The sequence below is a fragment of the Rhodococcus sp. P-2 genome, from assembly GCF_016598535.1.
GTDB lineage: Bacteria > Actinomycetota > Actinomycetes > Mycobacteriales > Mycobacteriaceae > Rhodococcus_F > Rhodococcus_F baikonurensis.
In genome coordinates, this window is sequence record NZ_CP066779.1 from 792104 (window position 1) to 814983 (window position 22880).

At 62.8% G+C, this 22880-nt stretch carries 22 protein-coding genes and 1 riboswitch; of the genes, 11 read left to right on the top strand and 11 right to left on the bottom strand.

From position 1 onward, the window contains the following. Window positions 1-6 precede the first annotated feature (6 nt). From iolD to I7X09_RS03790, 5 genes are read left to right on the top strand one after another with little or no spacing between them, the layout of a single operon-like run. Window positions 7-1962, top strand: coding sequence for a 3D-(3,5/4)-trihydroxycyclohexane-1,2-dione acylhydrolase (decyclizing) (iolD, locus tag I7X09_RS03770; RefSeq protein WP_200315637.1), 1956 nt, complete (start codon window positions 7-9; stop codon window positions 1960-1962). 37 nt (window positions 1963-1999) lie between these two features. Beyond that, on the top strand, window positions 2000-2905 hold the full coding sequence (locus I7X09_RS03775) for a sugar phosphate isomerase/epimerase family protein (protein WP_200315639.1): 906 nt from the start codon (window positions 2000-2002) through the stop codon (window positions 2903-2905). Between the two features lie 26 nt (window positions 2906-2931). Continuing rightward, window positions 2932-3978, top strand: a complete 1047-nt coding sequence (locus I7X09_RS03780; RefSeq protein ID WP_200315641.1) for a Gfo/Idh/MocA family protein — start codon at window positions 2932-2934, stop codon at window positions 3976-3978. Next, window positions 3975-4859 carry a sugar phosphate isomerase/epimerase family protein gene (locus I7X09_RS03785; RefSeq protein ID WP_200315643.1) on the top strand — a complete coding sequence of 295 codons (885 nt, stop codon included), beginning with the start codon at window positions 3975-3977 and terminating at the stop codon, window positions 4857-4859. Before I7X09_RS03780 ends, I7X09_RS03785 begins: the two co-directional genes overlap by 4 nt. A gap of 24 nt (window positions 4860-4883) precedes the next feature. Beyond that, window positions 4884-6389, top strand: a complete 1506-nt coding sequence (locus tag I7X09_RS03790) for a CoA-acylating methylmalonate-semialdehyde dehydrogenase (RefSeq protein WP_200315645.1) — start codon at window positions 4884-4886, stop codon at window positions 6387-6389. Window positions 6390-6451: 62 nt separating this feature from the next. On the opposite strand, the gene I7X09_RS03795 is transcribed toward I7X09_RS03790, so the two are convergent. Beyond that, complete coding sequence (locus I7X09_RS03795; protein WP_095968996.1) at window positions 6452-7024, bottom strand: dihydrofolate reductase family protein; 573 nt, start codon at window positions 7022-7024, stop codon at window positions 6452-6454. 119 nt (window positions 7025-7143) lie between these two features. Beyond that, entirely contained in the window at window positions 7144-7542 is a 399-nt protein-coding gene (locus tag I7X09_RS03800) for an Rv0361 family membrane protein (RefSeq protein WP_200315647.1), read from the bottom strand. Window positions 7543-7645: 103 nt separating this feature from the next. Between I7X09_RS03800 and I7X09_RS03805 the strand changes: the two genes are divergently transcribed. Beyond that, window positions 7646-8956, top strand: coding sequence for a D-alanyl-D-alanine carboxypeptidase family protein (locus tag I7X09_RS03805; protein WP_234036787.1), 1311 nt, complete (start codon window positions 7646-7648; stop codon window positions 8954-8956). On the opposite strand, the gene yhjD is transcribed toward I7X09_RS03805, so the two are convergent. The 7 genes from yhjD to I7X09_RS03840 all read right to left on the bottom strand — a co-directional run bounded on the left by yhjD (window position 8953) and on the right by I7X09_RS03840 (window position 15598). Next, the gene (gene yhjD / locus I7X09_RS03810) at window positions 8953-9987 is read right to left on the bottom strand and encodes an inner membrane protein YhjD (RefSeq protein ID WP_200315649.1); all 1035 of its coding nucleotides are present in this window, start codon (window positions 9985-9987) and stop codon (window positions 8953-8955) included. The genes I7X09_RS03805 and yhjD overlap by 4 nt on opposite strands. A 51-nt stretch (window positions 9988-10038) precedes the next feature. After that, the gene (gene trpS / locus I7X09_RS03815) at window positions 10039-11073 is read right to left on the bottom strand and encodes a tryptophan--tRNA ligase (protein ID WP_003941025.1); all 1035 of its coding nucleotides are present in this window, start codon (window positions 11071-11073) and stop codon (window positions 10039-10041) included. 26 nt (window positions 11074-11099) lie between these two features. Next, complete coding sequence (locus I7X09_RS03820; RefSeq protein WP_095968992.1) at window positions 11100-11594, bottom strand: barstar family protein; 495 nt, start codon at window positions 11592-11594, stop codon at window positions 11100-11102. Then, a complete protein-coding gene (locus tag I7X09_RS03825; RefSeq protein ID WP_095969267.1) occupies window positions 11594-12127 on the bottom strand; it encodes a ribonuclease domain-containing protein in 534 nt (177 codons plus the stop codon). The genes I7X09_RS03820 and I7X09_RS03825 overlap by 1 nt, the downstream gene beginning before the upstream one ends. 26 nt (window positions 12128-12153) lie before the next feature. Continuing rightward, on the bottom strand, window positions 12154-12900 hold the full coding sequence (locus tag I7X09_RS03830) for an exodeoxyribonuclease III (protein WP_234036936.1): 747 nt from the start codon (window positions 12898-12900) through the stop codon (window positions 12154-12156). 135 nt (window positions 12901-13035) lie between these two features. Beyond that, the gene (locus I7X09_RS03835; protein ID WP_387412481.1) at window positions 13036-14244 is read right to left on the bottom strand and encodes an MFS transporter; all 1209 of its coding nucleotides are present in this window, start codon (window positions 14242-14244) and stop codon (window positions 13036-13038) included. A gap of 130 nt (window positions 14245-14374) precedes the next feature. Then, window positions 14375-15598: an NADP-dependent isocitrate dehydrogenase gene (locus tag I7X09_RS03840; RefSeq protein ID WP_003940772.1), complete on the bottom strand. Its 1224-nt coding sequence runs from the start codon at window positions 15596-15598 to the stop codon at window positions 14375-14377. Between the two features lie 305 nt (window positions 15599-15903). Then, window positions 15904-16044, top strand: a riboswitch (SAM riboswitch). 143 nt (window positions 16045-16187) lie between these two features. On the opposite strand from I7X09_RS03840, the gene I7X09_RS03845 reads away from it, so the two are divergent. The 4 genes from I7X09_RS03845 to I7X09_RS03860 all read left to right on the top strand — a co-directional run bounded on the left by I7X09_RS03845 (window position 16188) and on the right by I7X09_RS03860 (window position 21167). After that, entirely contained in the window at window positions 16188-17513 is a 1326-nt protein-coding gene (locus tag I7X09_RS03845; RefSeq protein WP_200315651.1) for a bifunctional o-acetylhomoserine/o-acetylserine sulfhydrylase, read from the top strand. Then, the gene (gene metX, locus I7X09_RS03850) at window positions 17510-18646 is read left to right on the top strand and encodes a homoserine O-acetyltransferase MetX (protein WP_124566485.1); all 1137 of its coding nucleotides are present in this window, start codon (window positions 17510-17512) and stop codon (window positions 18644-18646) included. The genes I7X09_RS03845 and metX overlap by 4 nt, the downstream gene beginning before the upstream one ends. A 116-nt stretch (window positions 18647-18762) precedes the next feature. Continuing rightward, entirely contained in the window at window positions 18763-20592 is a 1830-nt protein-coding gene (locus I7X09_RS03855; protein ID WP_234036788.1) for a DEAD/DEAH box helicase, read from the top strand. Beyond that, complete coding sequence (locus tag I7X09_RS03860; protein WP_095968986.1) at window positions 20592-21167, top strand: SWIM zinc finger family protein; 576 nt, start codon at window positions 20592-20594, stop codon at window positions 21165-21167. Before I7X09_RS03855 ends, I7X09_RS03860 begins: the two co-directional genes overlap by 1 nt. Window positions 21168-21172: 5 nt before the next feature. On the opposite strand, the gene I7X09_RS03865 is transcribed toward I7X09_RS03860, so the two are convergent. Next, the gene (locus I7X09_RS03865) at window positions 21173-21457 is read right to left on the bottom strand and encodes a DUF3017 domain-containing protein (protein WP_003940740.1); all 285 of its coding nucleotides are present in this window, start codon (window positions 21455-21457) and stop codon (window positions 21173-21175) included. 5 nt (window positions 21458-21462) lie between these two features. Beyond that, on the bottom strand, window positions 21463-22320 hold the full coding sequence (locus tag I7X09_RS03870) for a bifunctional methylenetetrahydrofolate dehydrogenase/methenyltetrahydrofolate cyclohydrolase (protein ID WP_185564411.1): 858 nt from the start codon (window positions 22318-22320) through the stop codon (window positions 21463-21465). A 31-nt stretch (window positions 22321-22351) separates the two neighbouring features. Between I7X09_RS03870 and I7X09_RS03875 the strand changes: the two genes are divergently transcribed. After that, window positions 22352-22864, top strand: a complete 513-nt coding sequence (locus I7X09_RS03875; protein ID WP_234036789.1) for a GNAT family N-acetyltransferase — start codon at window positions 22352-22354, stop codon at window positions 22862-22864. Window positions 22865-22880: the final 16 nt, after the last annotated feature.

Here is a 22880-nt window from a genome sequence, read left to right on the forward strand (position 1 = left end):
AAAGCTGTGGCACCCACCGACAACGCAACCGGCAATCGTCTACCTCGCGACGAGCCGACCGTACACCTCACCGTTTCTCAAGCTGTCGTACGCTTCCTTGCCAACCAGTACACCGAACGCGACGGCCAGCGCACCAAACTGTTTGCCGGATGCTTCGGGATCTTCGGGCACGGCAACGTCGCCGGGTTGGGGCAGGCACTCCTGCAGGCCGAGATCCAAGATCTCGACGCCGGCCGTGAGCCGACGCTCCCCTACGTTCTCGGCCGCAACGAACAGGCGATGGTGCACTCGGCGGTCGCCCACGCCCGCATGAAGGACCGCCTGCAGACATGGGCGGTCTCGTCCAGTGTCGGCCCGGGCGCCACCAACATGATCACCGGCGCTGCCCTGGCCACCATCAATCGTCTCCCTGTATTACTCCTGCCCGCAGACACTTTCGCGACCCGAGCCAGTGCCCCGGTCTTGCAGGAACTCGAACTCCCGTCGAGCGGTGACGTCACAGTCAACGACGCTTTCAAACCGGTCTCACGATACTTCGATCGAGTATGGCGCCCGGAGCAGTTGCCGAGTGCTCTACTGTCCGGCATACGCGTTCTCACCGACCCCGTCGAAACCGGCGCGGTCACCATCGCCATCCCGCAGGACGTGCAGGCCGAGGCTTTCGACTGGCCCGAGTCGTTCTTCGCCGAACGAGTCTGGCACGTGGCCCGCCCGCTCCCCGAGCGATCGGTGATCGAACGCGCCGCCGCGATCATCCGTTCGGCTCGCAAGCCGCTGATCGTCGCCGGCGGCGGCGTGATCTACAGCCAGGCCACCGCCTCACTGGCAGCGTTCTGCGCGCAGACCGGAATCCCCGTGGGGCAGAGCCAGGCCGGCAAGGGTTCGTTGGTCTACGACCATCCACAATCCGTCGGGGCGGTAGGGTCCACTGGCACCACGGCTGCAAACGCGTTGGCCACCGAGGCGGACGTCGTCATCGGAATCGGCACGCGGTACAGCGATTTCACGAGCGCGTCCCGCACCGCATTCACCAATCCCGACGTTCGCTTCGTCAACATCAACGTCGCTTCACTGGATTCCGTGAAGCAGGGCGGTGTCAGTGTGGTGGCCGATGCGCGTGAGGCTCTCGACGCGCTCGCACTTGCACTGAACGACTACCGGGTGGACGACGAATACGCGTCCAGGATCGGTGACCTCGCCCGCAATTGGGATGCGATCGTCGAATCCGTCTACAACCCAGCCGAACCCGCTGCCGACGGCTCACTGAATCAGAATCAGGTCATCGGCCTGGTCAACACATTGTCCGATGCATGTGACGTCGTGGTGTGCGCTGCCGGGTCCATGCCGGGTGACCTCCACAAGCTGTGGCGAACCCGTGATGCCAAGGGGTATCACGTCGAATACGGCTACTCCTGCATGGGATACGAAGTTGCCGGTGGTCTGGGCGTCCGGATGGCATGCCCCGATCGCGACGTGTTCGTCATGGTCGGCGACGGTTCCTATCTGATGATGGCCACCGAATTGGTCACCGCCGTGCAGGAACGCCTCAAGGTCATCGTCGTCCTGGTGCAGAATCACGGATTCGCCTCCATCGGTTCACTGTCCGAGTCGCTCGGTTCCCAGCGCTTCGGCACGCAGTACCGCTACCGCTCGAATGACGGACGGCTCGACGGAGGGGTCCTCCCGGTCGATCTGGCCGCGAACGCCGCCAGCCTCGGCGTCGACGTCATCCGCGCCAACACCGCTGCCGAGTTCGCCGATGCGATCAAGGTCGCGAAAGCCAGTGAAACCAGCACTGTCATCCACGTCGAAACCGATCCGCTGATCGGCGCCCCCGACAGCGAATCCTGGTGGGATGTACCGGTATCGGCCACCTCCGAACTGGAATCGACCAAGAACGCCCGGACAACCTACGAGTCCTGGAAGAAGATCCAGCGACCGTACCTCCGTCCATCCGACTGACCACACCCCAGACTTTGCCCGCGAAAGGAATCTAGACATGAGCGCGATTCGCGTCGGATCAGCCCCCGACTCCTGGGGCGTGTGGTTTCCGGACGACCCTCAGCAGACCCCGTACACGCGATTCCTCGACGAGGTCTCCGCGTCGGGATACGAATGGATCGAACTCGGTCCGTTCGGATACCTTCCGACCGATCCAGCCAAGCTGACTGACGAACTCGGAGCACGCGGCCTCAAGCTTTCGGCCGGTACCGTTTTCGAAAAACTGCACCAGGACGATTCCTGGGATGCCGTCTGGAATCAGATCAAGGACGTCGCCAAGTTGACCGCAGCCGTCGGCGGCAAGCACGTAGTGGTCATCCCCGAGATGTGGCGCGATCCTTCCACCGGAGCGGTACTCGAAGATCGAAATCTGACTCCCGAGCAGTGGCGCAAGAAGACCGACGGCATGAATGCTCTCGGCAAGGCAATGCTCGAGGAGTACGGCGTCATGGCGCAGTACCACCCTCATGCCGACAGCCATGTCGACATCGAGGACAACGTCTACAAGTTCCTCGAAGGTACCGACGAGCGTTTCGTGAACCTGTGCCTCGATACCGGCCACATCAGCTACTGCGGCGGCGACAACCTCGCCATCATCAACAAGCATCCGGAGCGCATCGAGTACCTGCACCTCAAGCAGGTGGATCCGGCGATTGTCGCCAAGGTGGAGGCGGAGGACCTGCCGTTCGGCGAAGCCGTCAAACTCGGCGCGATGATCGAACCACCGCGTGGAATCCCGGACATGCCGCCGCTTCTGGAGGCCATCGAGAAGCTCGGCATCGACGTGTTCGCGATCGTCGAGCAGGACATGTATCCCTGCCATCCCGACACACCGCTGCCCATCGCACAGCGCACTCAGAAGTACCTGTCCGCCTGTGGCGTTCCCGCCGTCCGTTTCAGCTGAGCAACACAATCGAGGAGTACCACCGCATGTCTGACAACCAGGATCTTCGGATCGCAGTGCTCGGCGTCGGCATCATGGGGGCCGATCACGTCGACCGCATCACCAACAAGATCGGCGGGGCCCGAGTCACCGTCGTCAACGACTACTCGCTGGCACGCGCCGAGGAAATCGCAGCATTGACGCCGGGGTCACGCGTCGTCGTCGATCCGTTCGATGCCATCGCAGCCGAGGACGTCGACGCCGTTGTTCTCGCAACCCCGGGTCCAACTCATGAGAAGCAGGTACTCGCCTGTCTCGAAGCGGGCAAGCCGGTGCTCTGCGAGAAGCCGCTGACCACCGACGCGGACAGTTCGCTGGCGATCGTCAAAGCCGAAGCAGCGCTGGGAAAGAAACTGATCCAGGTTGGTTTCATGCGCCGGTTCGATCACGAATACATCCAGCTCAAGGATTTGATCGACAGCGGCGATCTCGGTCGCCCGCTCGTGGTGCACTGTGCGCATCGTAATCCTGCGGTTCCTAAGGGTTTCGACAGCGCGATGATCGTCAAGGACTCACTCGTCCACGAGGTCGACGTGACACGTTTCCTGCTCGACGAAGAGATCACCTCGGTGCAGATAATTCGGCCGTCTGTGAATTCGCTTGCACCCGAGGGCATTCAAGACCCACAGATCGCGATCTTCGAGACCGAATCCGGTAGGCACGTCGACGCCGAGGTGTTTGTCACCACCGGAGTTGCCTACGAGGTGCGCACCGAAGTTGTGGGCGAACTCGGCAGCGCGATGATCGGACTCGACGTGGGCCTGATCCGAAAGACGAAGCCCGGCAACTGGGGTGGACAGATCACCCCCGGATTCCGCGAACGCTTCGGGCAGGCATACGACACCGAGTTCGCACGATGGATCAAAGCAGTGAAGATCGGTGCCGGCACCGGCAACTACGTCGACGGACCTGGCGCCTGGGACGGGTACGCCGCAGCCGCTGTCTGCGCCGCTGGTGTGAAGTCTCTGGAGACGGGTCAGCGCGTCGCCGTGGACATGGTTGCGCGCGACTCTGTGGCCGGAACTCAGCGATGAAGGTCGCACTCGATCCCACACCTTTCCATCACGATTACTCACTGCTGGAGCTTCCCCGAGTTGTTGCCGACCTCGGGTACGAGTACCTGCAACTCACACCGCACGTCGACATGATCCCGTTCTTCAATCACCCGAAGGCCGACGACGCGCTCGTCGCCGAGTTCCGGAAGGCTTGCGCGAGTGCGGGAGTCGGCATCGCGTCGGTGCTCCCGGTCCTTCGCTGGTCCGACCCGGACGAGGACGCTCGCGAAGCAGCAGTGCGTTACTGGAAGCGGGCCATCCAGATCACGGTCGACCTCGGCGTCAACGTCATGAACACCGAATTCTCCGGCCGTCCCGAGAAAGCCGAAGAGTCCGAGCGTGCGTTCTATCGTTCGATGGAGGAACTGCTTCCGATCATCGAACGCGAGGGGATCGACGTCCTGATCGACCCTCACCCGGACGATTTCGTCGAAGACGGACTAGCCGCGATCCGCACGATCCGTGGTGTGAACTCCAAGAACCTCGGCATGGTGATCGTGGCGTGCCACCAATTCCACATGGGTGGGGACCTTCCCGCCATCATGGAGGCCGCCGGCGACATGGTCCGACTCGTTCACGTGGCGGACACCATGGATCATCACCGTTCCCACGGACTGCGCTACATCACCAATCCGCCAGGCAATGCCGTTCGAGTGCATCAGCATCTCAAAATCGGTGACGGAGACGTCAACTGGGACGAATTCTTCGGCGGTCTCGACAAACTCGGCTTCTACGATCGCGACAACACCGTGATGGTGTCGAGCGTCTTCGCCGAGAACGAAAACGCGCACGAGGTTTCCCGGTACCAGCGCGAGACGATGAACGACTACGTCGCCAAGTACACCTCCCCGAACTCCTGAGCCACCAGACCACTAGGAAATACCATGACCAGCACTGATACTCGTGTCATCGCACACTGGCTGGACGGCAAGTCGTTCGCCGGAACATCCGAGAACACCGCCCCCGTCACCAACCCCGCCACCGGACAGATCACCGGCCGACTCGCCTTGGCGAACCTCGAGGACGCCCGCGCTGTCATCGACGCTGCTGCGGCGGCCTTCCCCGCCTGGCGTGACACCTCCCTGGCCCGGCGCACACAGATACTGTTCAACTTCCGCGAACTTCTCAACGCTCGCAAAGGCGAACTCGCCGAGATCATCACAGCCGAGCACGGCAAGGTCATCTCCGACGCTCTCGGCGAAATCAGCCGTGGGCAGGAGGTGGTCGAATTCGCCTGCGGAATACCGCATCTCCTCAAAGGCGGATACACCGAGAATGCATCGACCAAGGTCGACGTGTACTCCATCCGCCAACCCCTCGGCCCCGTCGGCATCATCTCGCCCTTCAACTTTCCCGCGATGGTCCCGATGTGGTTCTTCCCGGTCGCCATCGCCGCCGGGAACACCGTGATTCTCAAGCCCTCGGAGAAGGACCCCACCGCGGCGGTCTGGCTCGCCGAACTCTGGGCCGAAGCCGGTCTGCCTCCCGGCGTCTTCAACGTCCTCCAAGGTGACAAGCTCGCCGTCGACGAACTCCTGGAAAACAAAGCAGTCAAAGCGATTTCGTTTGTCGGATCCACCCCCATCGCCCAGTACGTCTATGCCACCGGCACCGCCAACGGCAAACGCGTGCAAGCACTCGGCGGCGCCAAGAATCACGCCATCGTTCTGCCGGACGCCGACCTCGACCTTGCCGCCGACGCAATGGTCAACGCCGGATTCGGCTCCGCGGGCGAACGGTGCATGGCGATCTCCGCCCTGGTCGCAGTCGGCGACATCGCCGACGAGCTTGTCGCCAAGATCGTCGAACGAACTGCCCCCCTGGTCACCGGTGACGGCACCAAGAACTCCGACATGGGCCCGCTCGTCACCAAGGCCCACCGCGACAAGGTCGCCTCCTACGTCGATGCCGGAGAGAAGGACGGCGCCACCATCGTGGTCGACGGACGCACAGTCCAGGCCGATGGTGGACCGGACGGCTTCTGGCTGGGGCCCACCCTCATCGACAATGTCACTACCGACATGTCGATCTACACCGACGAAATCTTCGGACCTGTCCTCTCCGTCGTGCGCGTCGATACCTACGACCAAGCCCTCGAACTGATCAACGACAACCCGTACGGCAACGGCACCGCCATCTTCACCAACGACGGCGGCGCTGCCAGACGCTTCCAGAACGAGGTGGAGGTAGGCATGATCGGCATCAATGTCCCCATCCCGGTTCCCATGGCCTACTACAGCTTCGGCGGCTGGAAGAACAGCCTCTTCGGTGACACCCACGCTCACGGGACCGAAGGTGTTCATTTCTTCACGCGAGGTAAAGCCGTCACCAGTCGCTGGCTCGACCCCAGCCACGGCGGTATCAACCTCGGCTTCCCCGAGAACAGCTAACCGGCAAGACATCTGTGGCCGAGACTCTCGAAGAGTCTCGGCCACAGATGTTTTCGAGAGGTCTACGCGACCGTGGGGTGGTACGTCAGTACCTGAACTCCGGATTCGTACCGACGATCGTCCTTCAACTCGAGGACGATCTTGTCGGCCGATTCGGGGAACACTCTCCCGCCGGACCCGAGAATGACCGGAAAGACCATCAGGCGCAGCTCGTCGACCAGACCGGCCAGCAACAACGCGTGGACGAGCGTCCGACTTCCCGCGACCAGGATTTCGCCGTCGATCTGCTCCTTCAGCTTCGGAACGGATTCCTCGATGGGACCGTCGAGGGCCGTCGAGTTGTTCCATTCGAGCGGCTCCGTCGAACTCGTGACGACGTACTTGGGCATCTCGTTCATCTTGTCCGCGAAGCCTTGGTCGTCCTCGCGGTCAGGCCAGGCACCTGCAAAGCTCTCGTAGGTCCGCCGACCGAGTAGAAGCACGTCCGCGGCGAGGGTTTCGTCGAGTTTGAACTTCATCTGATCGCCCTCCTGGTATGGAAAGACCCATCCAGAATGCGCATAGCCCGGTTCACCACCGGGCGCTTCCATGACCATGTCCAAAGACACGAATTCCGTCACCACGATCTTGCCCATACCGATCCCCTGTCGTCAGTGTTCCTGCACCGTGCGAGTAGTCGACTACCCCACTGTTACAGACTCTGCTTGGTCGGGGAACTCATCGACGGCAATCGGCAGCGTCAGCACCCGAAGAGTCAGCACACAACCCAGGCGCCGTTCTCTTTGATCAACGTGATGTCCTCGCGCATCATCCGGGACGGATCCTCGGTGCTGTAGTGGCGAGTGTCAGCCGTCGCCGAATCCCCGTTCACCACGATGTTCTCCACACCGTCCAGCCTCAGACTGGCAAGTGTGTCGTCGAATGGCGACTCGTCGACCCGCGGACTCTCACTGCGCATCGAACTGCACTGAGTGCTGTCCACTGCCTCCCAGTCCCTTGCCGCCATGAATTCGAAACTCTTACCGACGACTGCCGAAATTTGACTCTCGGCCGACGGCTCCGACTCGCCGGAGCACCCCACCGCAGCTGCCAACGCTCCGAGAAGTGTCATTGCCGCGAGCGTCCGGCGTCCGCGTATACCTACGAGGTTCATCCGTCCACTATGCCCGATCTACAAACCGAATCGTCTGTTTTCGATCTCCGCGCTAGCGTGGCGATTCGGACGTTCCCTCCGGTTCGCATACCCTCGTATATCGATGATGTGGCGTCGAAAGTGTGCAGTGGCAGTTGCCGGAACAGTGCTCTCAGGAAGCATTGCGTTCACCGGTGTCGTAGGGACCTCGGGAATCGCCGGCGCCCAACCGGCCCCGCCGCCGCCCACCACCACCGAGGCTCCGTTCACCACACCCAACACCGACAGCTGCCCGTTCACCAGTCTCCCGGCGCCGGCGATCGATCTCTCCGAAGCACCCGCGCCCGGATCCACGGCCCCCACCGCTGTCCCGATTCCGAAAAGCCCTGTCGGTGGAGACAAACTCGGCGAGTGTGGCGTCGTACTTCCAGACGGCGCTCCCCCGCTCCCGGCCGATATCGCGGCATCCGGATGGGTACTCGCGGACGCCGAGACCGGTGAAGTCCTCGCCGCCAAAGATCCGCACGGTCGCTACCGACCGGCCAGCACCATCAAGATGCTGTTGGCTCTCGTCGCACTCGACGAACTCGATCTCGACACCGAAATCACCGCAACCGCCGAAGACGCGGACGCTGAAGGTAGCGCTGTCGGCATCGGCAAGGGCGGCAAGTACACCAACCGGCAACTGATGCAGGGTCTGGTCATGGCGTCGGGAAACGATGCCGCACATGCTCTTGCCCGCCAACTCGGCGGTGACGCTGCGGCCGTGTCGAAGATGAACGCCCTCGCCGCCGACCTCGGCGCCCTCGACACCCGCACGGCAACTCCATCCGGACTCGACGGCCCGGGCATGAGCAGCTCGCCATACGACCTGGCCGTGATCTTCCATACCGCCCTGCAGAATCCGACGTTTGCCGGTCTGATCCATACCGAAACCGTCGAGTTTCCCGGCTTCCCCAAGGATCCGACGATTCCTGACGATCAGGACCGCCCTGGATTCACACTGGCGAACGACAACCAGTTGCTCTACAACTACGACGGCGCTTTGGGCGGCAAGACCGGCTTCACCGACGACGCCCGCCACACGTACGTGGGTGCTGCGGAGCGCAACGGCCGGAAACTACTGGTGACATTGATGGGCGGCGAAGCCAAGCCGATCCGTCCGTGGGAACAGGCTGCCCGTCTACTCGATTACGGATATGCGCTCCCCGCGAGCACAACCGTCGGCTCGTTGACGGACCGATCCACCGACGACGCCACGCGCGACGTCACTCGCACACCCTCTGCCGCCGCACCAGGATCGATCTCGGCAGCACCCACCGCTACCGACGCCGAGTCGGACACCACTGACCGCATCCTCGTCGGTGCTGTCGGCGCAGTAGTGGTGATCGCGTTGGTGGCGGGAGCAGTTGCTCTCAACCGTCGAAGGCGCTAGCGCGGCCGACGACGCATGAAGCCCGAAAGACCCAGACCTGCAACCGCACCCGTGGCGATCAACGCAGCCACGCGCGATGGTGAAGCCCCGTCACTGACAACGATTCGGGGCGAGATCACGGCCGGGTCCGGCGGTGGAACGAACGCCAGAGCCATGCTTTCCTTGGTCGTCGCCGCCCACGCCGTGCAGAACAGCAGCATCCTCGACGCCGTGAAGACGAACACGAGCAAACCGATGATCGGGCCGAATGCCACGCCCGCCGGGCCGCTGGTGACGGCCGCGAGGTAGATCGCACCTACCTGCTTGAAGATCTCGAACACGACCGCGGCGATAAGCGCTGCCTGCGCGGCGCTACGCAGCGTGACAGGCTCGCGCGGTAGCCGGGCAATCACCCACAGGAACACCGCCCACGTCGCCAGGAGTGAGAGCACCAGTGAAACGACTCTGAGCCCGACTCCGACACCGGTGATGTTCTCGAGGTTGAGCCATTTGACGATCTGAGTCGCGACCGGCCCGCTACTCAAGGCCGACATGCCCAGCGAGACGACCATGGCGAGAGCCAGACCGATCAGGGCACCAGCGTCACCGAGCTTGGTACGCACGAAACCCTTCGGCTCGCGCTTGCTCTCCCACATCGCCGTCAGTGCGTCACGAACATTGGCCATCCAACCGAGACCCGCGTACGCAGCACCCAGGAGACCGAAGATTCCGACGCTCGCGCGCGAGTCGATAGCCGAATCGATCAGCGTGTTGATGGTGTCACCCAAGCTGCCCGGAATGCTCTTGGTGATCTCCTCCTGAATCGACTCCAAGTACTCGGGATGCCCGGCCAATACGAAGCCGGCCACTGCAAACGCGACCATCATGATCGGAATCAGTGCGAGAACACTGAAGTACGTGATTCCTGCAGCGTAGTAATCGCCTTTTTGCTCTTGGAACCGTCCAGCCGCGCGAACCAGATGATCGAGCCATGGTCGCGCTGCCCGTTGCTTCTCGAGAAAGCTCGGTGCGTCGTCGTCCGTGTCAGCCATTGCCGTCCCCCTCATGTTCGGTCAGGCGTCGTGAGTCCGAATTCGCGTCGGTCAACCCTTCGGTGCCAGGAATCCGACCTTGTCATAGACAGCAGCGAGAGTGCGTGAAGACACCTCACGAGCGCGGTGCGCTCCGGCCGCGATGATGCGATCCAGCTCCGCCTCGTCGGCGAGGTAACCGTCGACCTTCGCCTTGAGCGGGGTGACGAACTCGGTCAGCACATCAGCGGTATCGGTCTTGAGGTCGCCGTACCCCTTGCCCTCGTAGCCGGCCACCAGAGTCTCGATCGGTACTCCCGAGAGAGCCGACTGAATGGTGAGCAAGTTGCTGACGCCTGGCTTGGCCTGCGGATCGAAGCGAATCTCGCGCTCGTTGTCGGTGACCGCCGACTTGATCTTCTTCGCCGACACCTTGGGATCGTCGAGCAGATTGATCAGTCCGGCTGCACTGGCAGCGGACTTGCTCATCTTCGCGGTCGGATCCTGCAGGTCGTAGATCTTTGCCGTGCCTTTGATGATCTGCGGTTCGGGAACAACGAACGCCTTGCCATAGCGGGTATTGAACCGGCCGGCCAGATCGCGTGCGAGTTCGAGGTGCTGACGCTGATCCTCACCGACCGGAACTCGCTGCGGGCGGTACAGAAGAATGTCCGCGGCCATCAGAACCGGATACGTGAACAAACCGACACTGGCGTTGTCGCTGCCTTGTTTGGCGGACTTGTCCTTGAACTGCGTCATACGGCTGGCTTCACCGAAACCGGTGATGCAGTTCAGGACCCACGCCAACTGCGCATGCTCGGGAACCTGACTCTGCACGAACAGCGTCGCCCGATCGGGATCGATACCCACTGCAAGTAACTGAGCGACCGCCACCTTGGTGCGACGACGCAGTTCCTTCGGGTCCTGCGTCACCGTGATGGCGTGAAGGTCCGGAATGAAGTAGAAAGCGTCGAAATCGTCCTGCAACGGAACCCACTGCTGCAGCGCGCCCAGGTAGTTGCCGAGGTGGAAAGAATCCGACGTCGGCTGGATGCCGGAAAGCACGCGAGGCTTTGCGGTGGGCTTCTGTTCTGCAGGGGTCGACATGGTTCCGATCTTTTCACGAGTGGAAATCAGTGCAGTGGCGTGGTGCCCGGGTAGGTGAGTTCGACGAGGTCGTCACCGCGGGCTGTGAGGTCGTCCGCGCCGAATTGGTAGACGGTCCGGAAAACGACGGGTTCCCATTCTTCGGCGTAGAAGTCCATCGTTTCGCGGAACCACTCCAACTGATCCTGTTGCTCGGACAGTAGAGAACCAGCACCGCGGACCACAACTACATATCCGGCGCCGAGTCCGAGTACGTCGTCGAGATCGCGCATGACATCGTCGAAAGCGTCTTTGTTGCGCCCGAAGTGGGACGGAAACTGGAAGGCCGCCGCGAACTCGTCGAAGACCTGCGCCGTTGTTCGCATGTTCTCTCCGCGAACCACCCGAACGACAAAATTCTCGCCACGGAGTTCCCGTGCAAGATCATCCGCAACGGCCGGGTCGCCCTGCAGCGCCACCGAAGCCACATCCGAAGACGGATCCAGCCACTGCACCACGCTGACCGTGGACGAGTCGGACATCAGCGAATCCTCACAAACGTGTCGTAGTGATCGAGGGTGTACCACGCCGAACCGTCGTTGCCGGTGACGATCCGCTCGGCATCGCGACCTTGGCCGTTCTTCTTCGCGTTGACGTCCCATTCCTGGTAGACGACACGTCCGCCACCGGCACCGACCGCGGGTAGACGCCCTTCGCTGTTGCGGAAGGTGATGCCGCCCTTCGTGCCCGGCGCATTGGCGGAATCAGGCCACCGCCCGGCGTCGATCTCCACCAGCGTGGCGAGAACCCGCGCCGGCGCATCAGTGCTTGCCTGCTGCGTTGTCTTTGCAGCGGAACTCGACGGCTCGGAACTCGACGGCGCAGCCTTGGTAGTTGCACCCGGTTTGGCTCGAGCACTCGAAGGCTGGACACTCGCGGACTTCGTAACCGACGACGATGACGCCGAAGATGCCGAACTGTCGGAATCCCGCGAAGACAGGGTGACCGCCAGCACGAGTGCCACCACCGCCACGACAACCGTGATGATGGCGTTGCGCGTCTTTGCGCTCGGCATTTTCAGACCTTCAGGCATGCGCGTCCCTACCGGTACGAGACGGTGACAGGTGCGTGATCCGACCATCGGAGGTCGTAGGACTCAGCGCGTTCGACGACCGCGACCTTGGCCCGCTCGGCGTATCCGCGGGTGGCAACCTGGTAGTCGATACGCCAACCCGAATCGTTGTCGAAGGCCTTGCCGCGGTACGACCACCACGAGTACGGACCGTCGACACCCGGATGGAGGGTGCGGAAGACATCGACCCACGCGGAATCTTCGGCGAACAGCAGATCCATCCAGGCGCGCTCCTCGGGAAGGAATCCCGAAGACTTCTTGTTGGTCTTCCAGTTCTTGAGGTCGAGTTCGGTGTGCGCGATGTTCCAATCGCCACTGACCACCACGTGACGATCGGCAGCCTCGGCCGCCGCAGCGGTGCTAGCGAGGTGAACTGCGAAGGACGCCATGAACCGCTCCTTCTCCTCCTGCTTCGGCGTGAGCGCCTCACCGGACGGCAGGTACAGGCTCGCGACGGTCAGATCCGCGAAGTCGGCTTCGATGTATCGGCCGGCGTCGAGAAACTCGTCGTCCCCGTGGCCGATCCGCACCGCGTCAGGCTCGGTACGTGAGAGCACCGCGACTCCGTTTCGTCCCTTCGCAGACGGCTCGGCGGAGACCAGGAACCATCCGTTGCCGAGCGCTGGTTCGAGAGTCTCGCGAAGCTGATCGTCCGACGCACGCGTTTCCTGAAGGCAGATGAAATCCGCCGACGTCTTCTCCAGCCAGTCGAGCATGCCCTTGCGGGCCGCTGCTCGAACGCCGTTGACGTTCACGGACGTGATGGTGTGGGGCGCAAGAATGTGGGAGTCAGCAGTTTGTGGCACGGCAAGCACCGTAGCCGATTCCACCGACGCGGATGGGCTCCCAGGTCAGCGCACGGCCCTACGCTGCAGAATCACCGCAACCGCCAGCACGACGAGACCTGCGACGGCCAGCAACGACCCAACTGCCGCCGGCGCGGTGTACCCGTAACCGGCCGCGATGACGACGCCGCCGATCCACGCTCCGAAGGCATTGGCGATGTTCAGCGCGGCGTGATTGAGAGAGGCAGCCAAGGTCTGAGCGTCCTCGGCGACATCCATCAACCGTGTCTGGAGGCCGGGAACCATCGAGGACCCGGCGAGCCCGATGAGGAAGACGAAGACAAGCGCCGTGTACGGATTGCGCACGGCGATCACGAAGACCGCGAGGATCACCACGAGGGATCCCATCGACAGGAACAATCCCTTCATCAGTGCGCGATCCGCGAGGTATCCGCCGACGAAGTTGCCGGCCACCATGCCCAGTCCGTACAGCATGAGTGCGAGGGGAATGAACGAAGCGCCAAGCCCGGACACGTCGGTGAGAGTCGTACTGATGTAGGTGTAAACGGCAAACATGCCGCCGAATCCGACCATGCCCACGATCAAGGTCATCCACACCTGAACGCGGCCAAGCGCTCCGAGTTCGGTGATCGGATTCGTCACCGGCATACCGTCCAAACGCGGTATCCAGACGAACAGCGAAGCAACCGTTGCCACCCCGATTACGGCGACCAAGGCGAAGGCGCTGCGCCAGCCGAGTGCCTGGCCGATCCAGGCCGCGACCGGCACCCCGATCACGTTGGCCACGGAAAGGCCCATCATCACCATGGCCACGGCCTTCGCGCGTTTTCCTGGTTCGGCCAGGTGAGCTGCGACCAGTGCGGCGACTCCGAAGTAGGCGCCGTGCGGCAATCCGGCGACGAAGCGAGCCATCATCAGCGTCGTGTAGGAGGGCGCGAAAACCGAAGCGGCATTGCCGACGGTGAAAGCGACCATGAGTGCGATCAACAGCGTGCGGCGCGGTACTCGTGCGGTGAGTGCAGCGATCAGCGGAGCGCCGACGACAACGCCGAGCGCGTATGCGGAGATCACGTGGCCCGCGACGGGTTCCGAGACGCCGAGCCCGGATGCCATTTCCGGGAGCAATCCCATGGCGACGAACTCGGTGGTGCCGATACCGAAACCGCCGAGGGCGAGAGCGAGCATCGCCGGACCTCTGGTGGAACGAACCCCGGGAGTCGAGGTGTCAGAACGGGAGAGGGTAGACGAAGTCACTGATCAATTGTGGTCTCACATCTGGTTGAACTTCCAAGTGAGAGCGGGTGAGTTCACTCACGTGAGACCACGAACACAAATGGGACGCCCGGTTTCCCGGACGTCCCATCTGAAAGGTGAAGCGGTGAATCTACTTCGCGGCCATGGCCTTCTGCAGATTCACGTCGAGTGCGCCGAGGAACTCCTCGGTGGTCAGGTAGCCCTGATCGCCGCCGACCAGCATCGAGAGGTCCTTGGTCATCTGGCCGCTTTCGACGGTCTTGATGACAACGTCTTCGAGCGCCTGCGCGAAGCCGATGACCTCAGGGGTGCTGTCGAGCTTGCCACGATGCTCGAGCCCGCGGGTCCACGCGAAGATGGACGCGATCGGGTTGGTCGAGGTGGGCTTGCCCTGCTGGTGCTGACGGTAGTGACGCGTCACGGTGCCGTGAGCAGCCTCTGCCTCACAGGTCTTTCCGTCCGGTGTCAGCAGAACCGACGTCATGAGGCCGAGCGAGCCGAAGCCCTGGGCCACGGTGTCGGACTGGACGTCGCCGTCGTAGTTCTTGCATGCCCAGACGTAGCCGCCCTCCCACTTGAGTGCGGAAGCGACCATGTCGTCGATGAGGCGGTGCTCGTAGGTCAGACCTGCGGCATCGAACTCAGCCTTGAACTCGGTCTCGTAGACGTGCTGGAAGATGTCCTTGAAGGCACCGTCGTACGCCTTGAGAATGGTGTTCTTGGTGGACAGGTACACCGGGTAGTTCTGCTGCAGTCCGTAGGTGAGCGACGCGCGAGCGAAGTCACGGATGGACGTGGTGAAGTTGTACTGCCCCTGGACGACGCCGCCCTCTTCGGGGAAGTTGACCAGTTCGTGCTCGATCGGTGCGCTGCCGTCCTCAGGCGTGTAGGTGATCATCACCTTGCCGGGGCCGGGGACCTTGAAGTCTGTGGCGCGGTACTGGTCGCCGAATGCGTGACGGCCGATGATGATCGGCTTGGTCCAGCCCGGAACGAGTCGCGGAACGTTGGAGATGATGATCGGTGCGCGGAAGATCGTGCCGCCGAGAATGTTGCGGATCGTTCCGTTCGGGGAACGCCACATCTTCTTGAGACCGAATTCCTCGACACGTGCCTCGTCCGGCGTGATCGTGGCGCATTTGACGCCGACGCCGTGCTTCTGGATCGCGTGCGCTGCGTCGATGGTGACCTGGTCGTCGGTCTCGTCGCGGTACTCGATACCGAGGTCGTAGTACTCGAGGTTCACATCGAGATACGGATGGATCAACTTGTCTTTGATGAACTGCCAGATAATGCGCGTCATCTCATCGCCGTCGAGTTCGACGACGGTGCCCTCAACCTTGATTTTGGACATGGGTGCTTCGCGTCCTCCTAGGAAGTTTCCCTGGTTACACGGTTGCGGTCACACTTTGTGAGTGGGTCCGCGAACGGTTCGATTATCAAACCTAGACGGTGTGGACTGATCTCGGGAGATGAGTCCCAAACAAGACAAGCGTACTGCTAACCCGTGAGGCTGCAACCGGCAGGTCCACCCACCGGTCTCTACTCGCGAGTAACTTTTGCCTGCTAGTGGGCTGCGTCGCTCTGTCTCGCGTGCGGTCGCGGCTCACATTTCGCCCCGTGTCAGGACTGCGCTCACTTCCCGGTAGAATCCGACTTGGTCATGAGTGCCAGCGTCAAGCCCCGGCTCGCTGGACGGCAACCCTCCAACCGCGGTGGGGTGCCCCGGGTGATGACCAGGTTTCCCGACGTGGATCTGCTCACGCAGTTCCACCGCAATTCGGGTGACAAGCGCGGGTCCGACAGGGACGGACCCCAGACCGGGCCGAGCCCCACGGAGGTAACTCAGTATGTGTCGCACTTGTAGATAGACCCCAGCACGGGGCGGCGATCCTTCGCCCCCGTCCGACATCTATCCGTCAGACCACTGGAGTGAACAAATCGTGACCGACAACACAGCCGACGCCGCAGCAACTTCTGATCCGACCGCCAACTGGTCGTTCGAGACAAAGCAGGTGCACGCCGGGCAAACAGCGGACACCGCCACCAATGCGCGCGCTCTGCCGATCTACCAGACCACCAGCTACGTCTTCGACAGCACCGATCACGCTGCGGCACTGTTCGGCCTCGCCGAGCCGGGCAACATCTACACGCGGATCATGAATCCCACACAGGACGCCGTCGAGCAGCGCATCGCCGCCCTCGAAGGCGGAGTCGCCGCACTCCTGCTGTCCTCGGGTCAGGCTGCCGAGACCATCGCGATCCTCAACATTGCCGAGGCCGGCGACCACATCGTCTCCAGCCCGTACCTGTACGGCGGCACGTACAACCTCCTGCATTACACGCTTCGCAAGCTGGGCATCGAAGTCACGTTCGTCGAGGATCCCGACGATCTCGAGCAGTGGCGCGACGCCATTCGCCCGAACACGAAGGCCTTCTACGGCGAGACGATCGCCAATCCCAAGAACCACATCCTCGATCTCCCAGGAATCTCGTCGTTGGCCCACGAGAACGGTCTCCCGTTGATCGTGGACAACACCGTTGCGACGCCGTACCTGCTCCGCCCACTCGAACACGGCGCCGACATCGTCGTTCACTCCGCCACCAAATACCTTGGCGGACACGGCACAGCGATCGCCGGCGCCATCGTCGACGGTGGCACCTTCGACTGGACGCAGGGTCGCCACACGAACTTCACGACGCCTGATCCCAGCTACCACGGCGTCACCTTCGCAGACCTCGGCGCGCCGGCATTTGCACTCAAGGCGCGCGTCCAACTGCTGCGCGATCTCGGCTCCGCCGTGGCGCCCTTCAACGCGTTCCTCATCGCGCAGGGCATCGAAACCTTGAGCCTGCGCATCGAGCGTCACGTGTCCAATGCACAAAAGGTCGCCGAATTCCTCGACGGTCACGGCGAGGTGGCCTCCGTTTCCTACGCGGGACTCCCCTCCTCACCATGGTTCGAGCGCGGAAAGCAGCTGACGCCCAAGGGAACCGGCGCCATCGTCACCTTCGAACTGCCCGGCGGTATCGATGCGGGCAAGACGTTCGTCAACGCCCTGACGCTGCACAGCCACGTCGCCAACATCGGTGACGTTCGCTCACTCGTCATCCACCCCGCCTCGACGACGCATTCGCAGCTCACCCCCGAAGAGCAGCTAGCCTCCGGTGTCACACCCGGGCTCGTCCGCCTCGCGGTCGGAATCGAAGGAATCGACGACATCCTCGCCGATCTCACCGTCGGCCTGGCTGCGGTGGCAAACTCGTGACCGTGAACGAATTGGAGCCCAGGATCGACCTCCTCCCCCCGCCCGACGGCCAGGTGGGGTTCGTCGACATCGGTGCCTTGGAACTCGAGAGCGGCGCGGTACTCCCATCGGTTTCGCTCGCCGTTCAGCGGTGGGGTGAGCTGTCCCCGAACCGCGACAACGTCGTACTCGTCGAGCACGCACTGACCGGAGACTCACACGTCACCGGACCGATCTCCGCAAATCAGCCCTCCCCCGGCTGGTGGAACGGAATGGTCGGCGCCGGCGAACCGATCGACACGGGCGAATGGTGCGTCATCGCAACCAATGTCCTCGGTGGTTGTCGCGGCACGACCGGTCCCAGTTCGCTGGCCGACGACGGCAAGCCGTGGGGCAGCAGGTTCCCGGAGATTTCCATCCGGGATCAGATCGCAGCGGAGAAGAAGCTCGTCGATCTTCTCGGGATCGACCAGTTGGCCTCGGTAGTCGGCGGATCCATGGGCGGCATGCGCACGCTCGAATGGGCAGTAACCTACCCGGACAGCATTCGCTCCGCGTTGGTGCTCGCAACCGGTTCACGGGCCACTGCGGATCAGATCGGCACCCAGACGACGCAGATCGCTGCCATCGTGTCCGACCCGGACTGGCAGGGCGGTGACTACCACGGAACGGGGCGGGTACCTCGCGCCGGACTCGGCATCGCCCGTCGCATCGCGCACCTGACGTACCGCACCGAGTCCGAACTGGACGCGCGCTTCGAGAACTCTGCTCAGAACGACGAAAACCCTTGGAATGGTGGACGATACGCCGTCCAGAGCTACCTGGAACATCAGGCAGACAAGCTCGTCGACCGCTTCGACCCGAGCACGTACGTCCTCCTGACCGAGGCCATGAACCGGCACGACATCGGTCGTGGACGCGGCGGCGTTGCGGCGGCGTTGGCATCGATCACAGCGCCGGTCGTCGTGGGCGGCGTGGACTCGGATCGGCTGTATCCCCTTCGTTTGCAGGAGGAGATCGCCGACGGCATTTCCACGTGCTCCGGCCTCGAGATCCTCAAGTCCAAGGACGGCCACGACGGCTTCCTGACGGAGGCGGACGCTGTCGCCGGACTGCTGCGCCGAACGATGGAGTTCGCACGCACGGCCCGCTGATCCGGCACAGAGCCACATTTTCAGGATCCGTCAATGTCGGGAAAACCACAGCTGATCTGCAGGTTTTCCCGATTTTCATTGGCGTACCTGAGCTGGCGCGGCTAGCATCGGCGAACGTGAATCAGCCATGCTCGACGCGCCTGCAGGCTACGTACATTCCCGAGCACATGTCCTTCGCGTTCTGGGGTGATGCAGACCCGGAAGCGCGACTGGCGGCGCTGGGGATGCCGACCGGGTCGCCGGGCATCTGCCGCCTCGCGATCCCCGTCGACGAGTCGATCGCAGCAACCGACGTCGAAGCGCAACTGCTCGACCTCGCCACCGCGGTCGACGCCCTGCACACCCTCGATGCACGTCGCGACGACCTCGGGCCGTCGTTGCTCGCATGGAAGCGCGTCGTCGACACCGGCGCACATGACATTCCGACCGCAGCGCATGCAGCGATCGACGGCGACGACACAAAAATCAGAAGCGCCCGGTCCACGGTGCAATTGTTCACCCAAGCGCGCGTGGCAATCGAGAGTCTTCACCGGGCAAATATTCAGGCGACATTGCGCCCGTATCAAGTGCACGGAGTTGCCTGGTTGACTGCGCTGTCGGGTTCGGGCGGTGGAATTCTCGCCGACGAGATGGGTTTGGGCAAGACACTGCAAGCGATTTCGATGATCGCGATCCGCGCGGACGACGGTCCGCATCTGGTCGTGTGTCCCACCTCGGTGATAGGAAACTGGCGCCGCGAGATCGAGCGATTCGCTCCGCATCTGCCACTGCACGTTCATCACGGAACCGCTCGCGCACTTCCCACTCGTATCCCCGCCGGCACCACGGTTCTGACCAGCTACAGCGTCTTGCGTTCCGACACAGCCCAATTGGCCCCGATCCAGTGGAGTTCGGCGACCTTCGACGAGGCGCAACAGATCAAGAACCCCGCTTCCCTCGCTGCGAAAGCAGCAATGCAGTTGTCGGCCGACGTCAAGGTGGCGATGACGGGCACGCCGGTGGAGAACCGCCTCGAAGAATTGTGGTCGCTCTTTCGCGTCGCCAATCCCGAAGTCCTCGGAACTCGCGCACGTTTTCGCCAACGGTTTGCCGTACCGATCGAATCCGGTCGATCCGCCACCGCGGCGACCAGGCTTGCCGCGGTCATCGATCCTTTCATTCTGCGCAGAACCAAAGACACAGTGGCCAAGGATCTTCCGCCCAAGCAATTCTCCACCGTCTCGTGCACTCTGACGTCGGAACAAGCGCGCATCTATCGGTCTGCTGTAGTAGATGCTTTCGACACCGGTTTGGGTACGGGAATTGCCCGGCGCGGCAACATCCTTGCGCTTCTGACCACCCTCAAGCAGGTATGCAATCACCCGGCGCAGGTCACCGGCGATACGGACGACCTCTACGGAAGATCCGGAAAGCTCGACCGCGCAACGGAAATGATCGCCGAGATCGTCGATGACGGCGATCGCGCGCTGATATTCACGCAGTACCGGACGATGGGCGAGATGCTCTCGCGGCATCTGGGATCCGAGTTGGGAATCGGCGCACTCCCCTTCCTCCATGGCGGCCTGAACACCGACAAGCGAGACGGGATGGTCGACGCCTTCCAGAACGACGCGGATTCCCCGCCGGTTCTGATTCTGAGCCTGCGAGCCGCAGGCTTCGGCCTCAACCTCACGCGTGCGAGTCACGTCGTGCACTACGACCGGTGGTGGAATCCGGCCGTCGAAGATCAGGCAACCGACCGGGCACACCGCATCGGCCAGAAGCGCACCGTCAACGTCCACACCTTGGTGACCGGCGGAACCGTGGAGGATCACATCGCAGCGATGCACGAGTCCAAACGAGCTGTGGCCGACGCTGTTTCCGGGAACGTCGAGGCCGCCCTGGCCGATCTCCCCGACACCGAACTGCGTGAACTTCTCGAACTGGACGGCGCGGTGATCATCTGATGGCCAACGAATTCGGCGTCACCGCTTGGGGTCGAGCGTGGCTGCGGACGGTGGAGCGGACGGCGGCATCAGGTCCGAACCCGTCCCTGCCGACAGCCCGTACCCTGGCACGCAACGGTTCCGTGGAGTTCACCGTCGTCTCATCGGGGACCGTCGTAGCCGAGGTGAGCACCAAAGCAAAAACTTCGTCGGTGACGATTGGTGTCCCGCTCTGGACCAAATCCGAGATCGCTGCAGTGAAGAACCTTCTCCGCTCGGCGGGAAAGGCCAACAGATCCGTCTCCACCGGCGAACTGCCGGACAGCATCGTCACCGAACTGCAGGCTCGAAATATCGCAGTCGCCGTTGATCTTTCGGAGTGCACTGCCAACTGCGACTGCTCAGGTCGACGCTCGCCGTGCGTTCACCATCTCGCCGCGATCTACGCCCTCGCCGGGCGAATCGACGAGGAACCTGCACTCGCGGTGACGCTGCGAAGTGCGCCGGTCAAGGCTGGAAAGAAGTCGACATCCACACATCCGCCGGAGTGGATCCCTCTGAGTGATATCGACATTCGCTCGTTTTACGGGGACTGATCTTCTCAGTCGGTGCCGAGCGGATCGATGGTCAGGGCGAGCGTCGCGATCAACACACCCATGACGCCCATCGCCGCGGTGTCGAAGACCCTTCCACGCACCGCGAGCAACCCCACACGATTCTCGGGAACGAACCACCGAGCAGCAGCACCGATGATGACGGCAACACCGAATACGAGGGCGCCGCGACGCCACCGGTCGGCCAGCACGAGAACGACGGCTGCCGCGATCACGGCGAGGACCGCGAGCATGGGCAGATTCTTCTTCGCGAGGCCGACCAGTGAGGACATCGGACTCAGGCTCCGGCCAGAACCCGCTCGGCGCGCTCGACCACGTTGGTGATCAGGAACGCGCGGGTCAGCGGTCCGACACCACCGGGATTGGGTGAGACGAAACCGGCGACCTCGTTCACGTCGGCTGCGACGTCGCCGCGCAGGCCGTCGTCGGTGCGGCTGACGCCGACGTCGAGGACCGCTGCTCCGGGCTTGACCATGTCCGCGGTGATGAGGCCGGGAACGCCGGCGGCAGCGACGATGATGTCGGCGCGGCGAACCTCGGCCGCGAGATCGCGGGTACCGGTGTGGCAGAGCGTGACCGTCGCGTTCTCGCTACGACGCGTCAGCAGCAATCCGATCGGACGACCGACCGTGACGCCGCGTCCGACAACCACCACGTGTGCACCGGCAATCGGGACCTCGTAGCGACGCAGAAGGTGGAGGATTCCACGTGGGGTGCACGGCAGCGGGGCTTCCTTGCCCAACACCAGTCGACCGAGGTTGACCGGATGCAAGCCGTCGGCATCCTTGTCGGGGTCGATACGCTCGAGGGCCGCGTTCTCGTCGAGGTGCTTGGGGAGCGGCAACTGCACGATGTAGCCGGTGCACTCGGGATTGGCATTGAGTTCGTCGATCGTCGCGTTGAGCTGTTCCTGCGTGATGTCGGCAGGCAGGTCACGTCGCAAGGAATTGATACCGACCTTGGCGCAGTCGTTGTGCTTGCCGCGCACGTAAGCCGCGGATCCGGGGTCGTCGCCCACCAGGATGGTGCCCAAGCCGGGTGTGATGCCCTCTGCCTTCAGAGCGCTCACCCGCACCTTCAGGTCTTCGAAGATTTCGTCGCGGGTAGCTTTGCCGTCGAGGATCGTTGCAGTCACGGCGACCATTGTTCCAGGTTAGGGTCGATGAGTGACAACGGCTCCGGAACTACGCGGCCCGAGGGTGCTCCTCTCCCCCGTCTCGCCCGACCATCACGCTCGTCTGCGGGCAATTCACCTGCACCCGGACGTCGTGCAGTGGTGGCAGAATCCCGACGACGACTGGCCTGCGGCGCCGGAGGCCGGCACCACGCGCTACAGCATCTTCTACGACGACCACTTGATCGGCTTCATCCAGTGGTACGAAGCGGAAGACAACCCCGACTTCCGCCACGCTGGTCTCGACTTGTTCCTCGATCCCGACTTTCACAGCAAAGGGTTCGGCCGCGAATCGATACGGGTGCTGTGTGCCCATCTGATCGACGACCTCGCATTTCACCGTCTTGTCATCGACCCGGAAGTCGACAACTCCGTCGCCATCGCTTGCTACCGATCAGTGGGCTTCAAGGACGTCGGGGTGATGCGCGAGTACTCGCGAGATCGCCACGGTAAGTGGAAGGACGGCCTGCTGATGGATCTGCTCGCACGGGAATTCATCCGCTGATCGACAGGCCCCGGCC

What these genes read in the sequence shown, in the direction of transcription:
- I7X09_RS03820 (WP_095968992.1), bottom strand. Translation starts at nt 11,594, where the DNA reads ATGTCCGACTCGTCCACGGTCAGCGTGGTGCAGTGGCTGGATCCGTCT.
- trpS (WP_003941025.1), bottom strand. Translation starts at nt 11,073, where the DNA reads ATGTCGACCCCTGCAGAACAGAAGCCCACCGCAAAGCCTCGCGTGCTT.
- I7X09_RS03790 (WP_200315645.1), top strand. Translation starts at nt 4,884, where the DNA reads ATGACCAGCACTGATACTCGTGTCATCGCACACTGGCTGGACGGCAAG.
- I7X09_RS03775 (WP_200315639.1), top strand. Translation starts at nt 2,000, where the DNA reads ATGAGCGCGATTCGCGTCGGATCAGCCCCCGACTCCTGGGGCGTGTGG.
- I7X09_RS03830 (WP_234036936.1), bottom strand. Translation starts at nt 12,900, where the DNA reads ATGCTCGACTGGCTGGAGAAGACGTCGGCGGATTTCATCTGCCTTCAG.
- I7X09_RS03800 (WP_200315647.1), bottom strand. Translation starts at nt 7,542, where the DNA reads ATGAACCTCGTAGGTATACGCGGACGCCGGACGCTCGCGGCAATGACA.
- I7X09_RS03795 (WP_095968996.1), bottom strand. Translation starts at nt 7,024, where the DNA reads ATGGGCAAGATCGTGGTGACGGAATTCGTGTCTTTGGACATGGTCATG.
- I7X09_RS03825 (WP_095969267.1), bottom strand. Translation starts at nt 12,127, where the DNA reads ATGCCGAGCGCAAAGACGCGCAACGCCATCATCACGGTTGTCGTGGCG.
- I7X09_RS03840 (WP_003940772.1), bottom strand. Translation starts at nt 15,598, where the DNA reads ATGTCCAAAATCAAGGTTGAGGGCACCGTCGTCGAACTCGACGGCGAT.
- yhjD (WP_200315649.1), bottom strand. Translation starts at nt 9,987, where the DNA reads ATGGCTGACACGGACGACGACGCACCGAGCTTTCTCGAGAAGCAACGG.
- I7X09_RS03780 (WP_200315641.1), top strand. Translation starts at nt 2,932, where the DNA reads ATGTCTGACAACCAGGATCTTCGGATCGCAGTGCTCGGCGTCGGCATC.
- I7X09_RS03865 (WP_003940740.1), bottom strand. Translation starts at nt 21,457, where the DNA reads ATGTCCTCACTGGTCGGCCTCGCGAAGAAGAATCTGCCCATGCTCGCG.
- I7X09_RS03805 (WP_234036787.1), top strand. Translation starts at nt 7,646, where the DNA reads ATGATGTGGCGTCGAAAGTGTGCAGTGGCAGTTGCCGGAACAGTGCTC.
- I7X09_RS03860 (WP_095968986.1), top strand. Translation starts at nt 20,592, where the DNA reads ATGGCCAACGAATTCGGCGTCACCGCTTGGGGTCGAGCGTGGCTGCGG.
- I7X09_RS03785 (WP_200315643.1), top strand. Translation starts at nt 3,975, where the DNA reads ATGAAGGTCGCACTCGATCCCACACCTTTCCATCACGATTACTCACTG.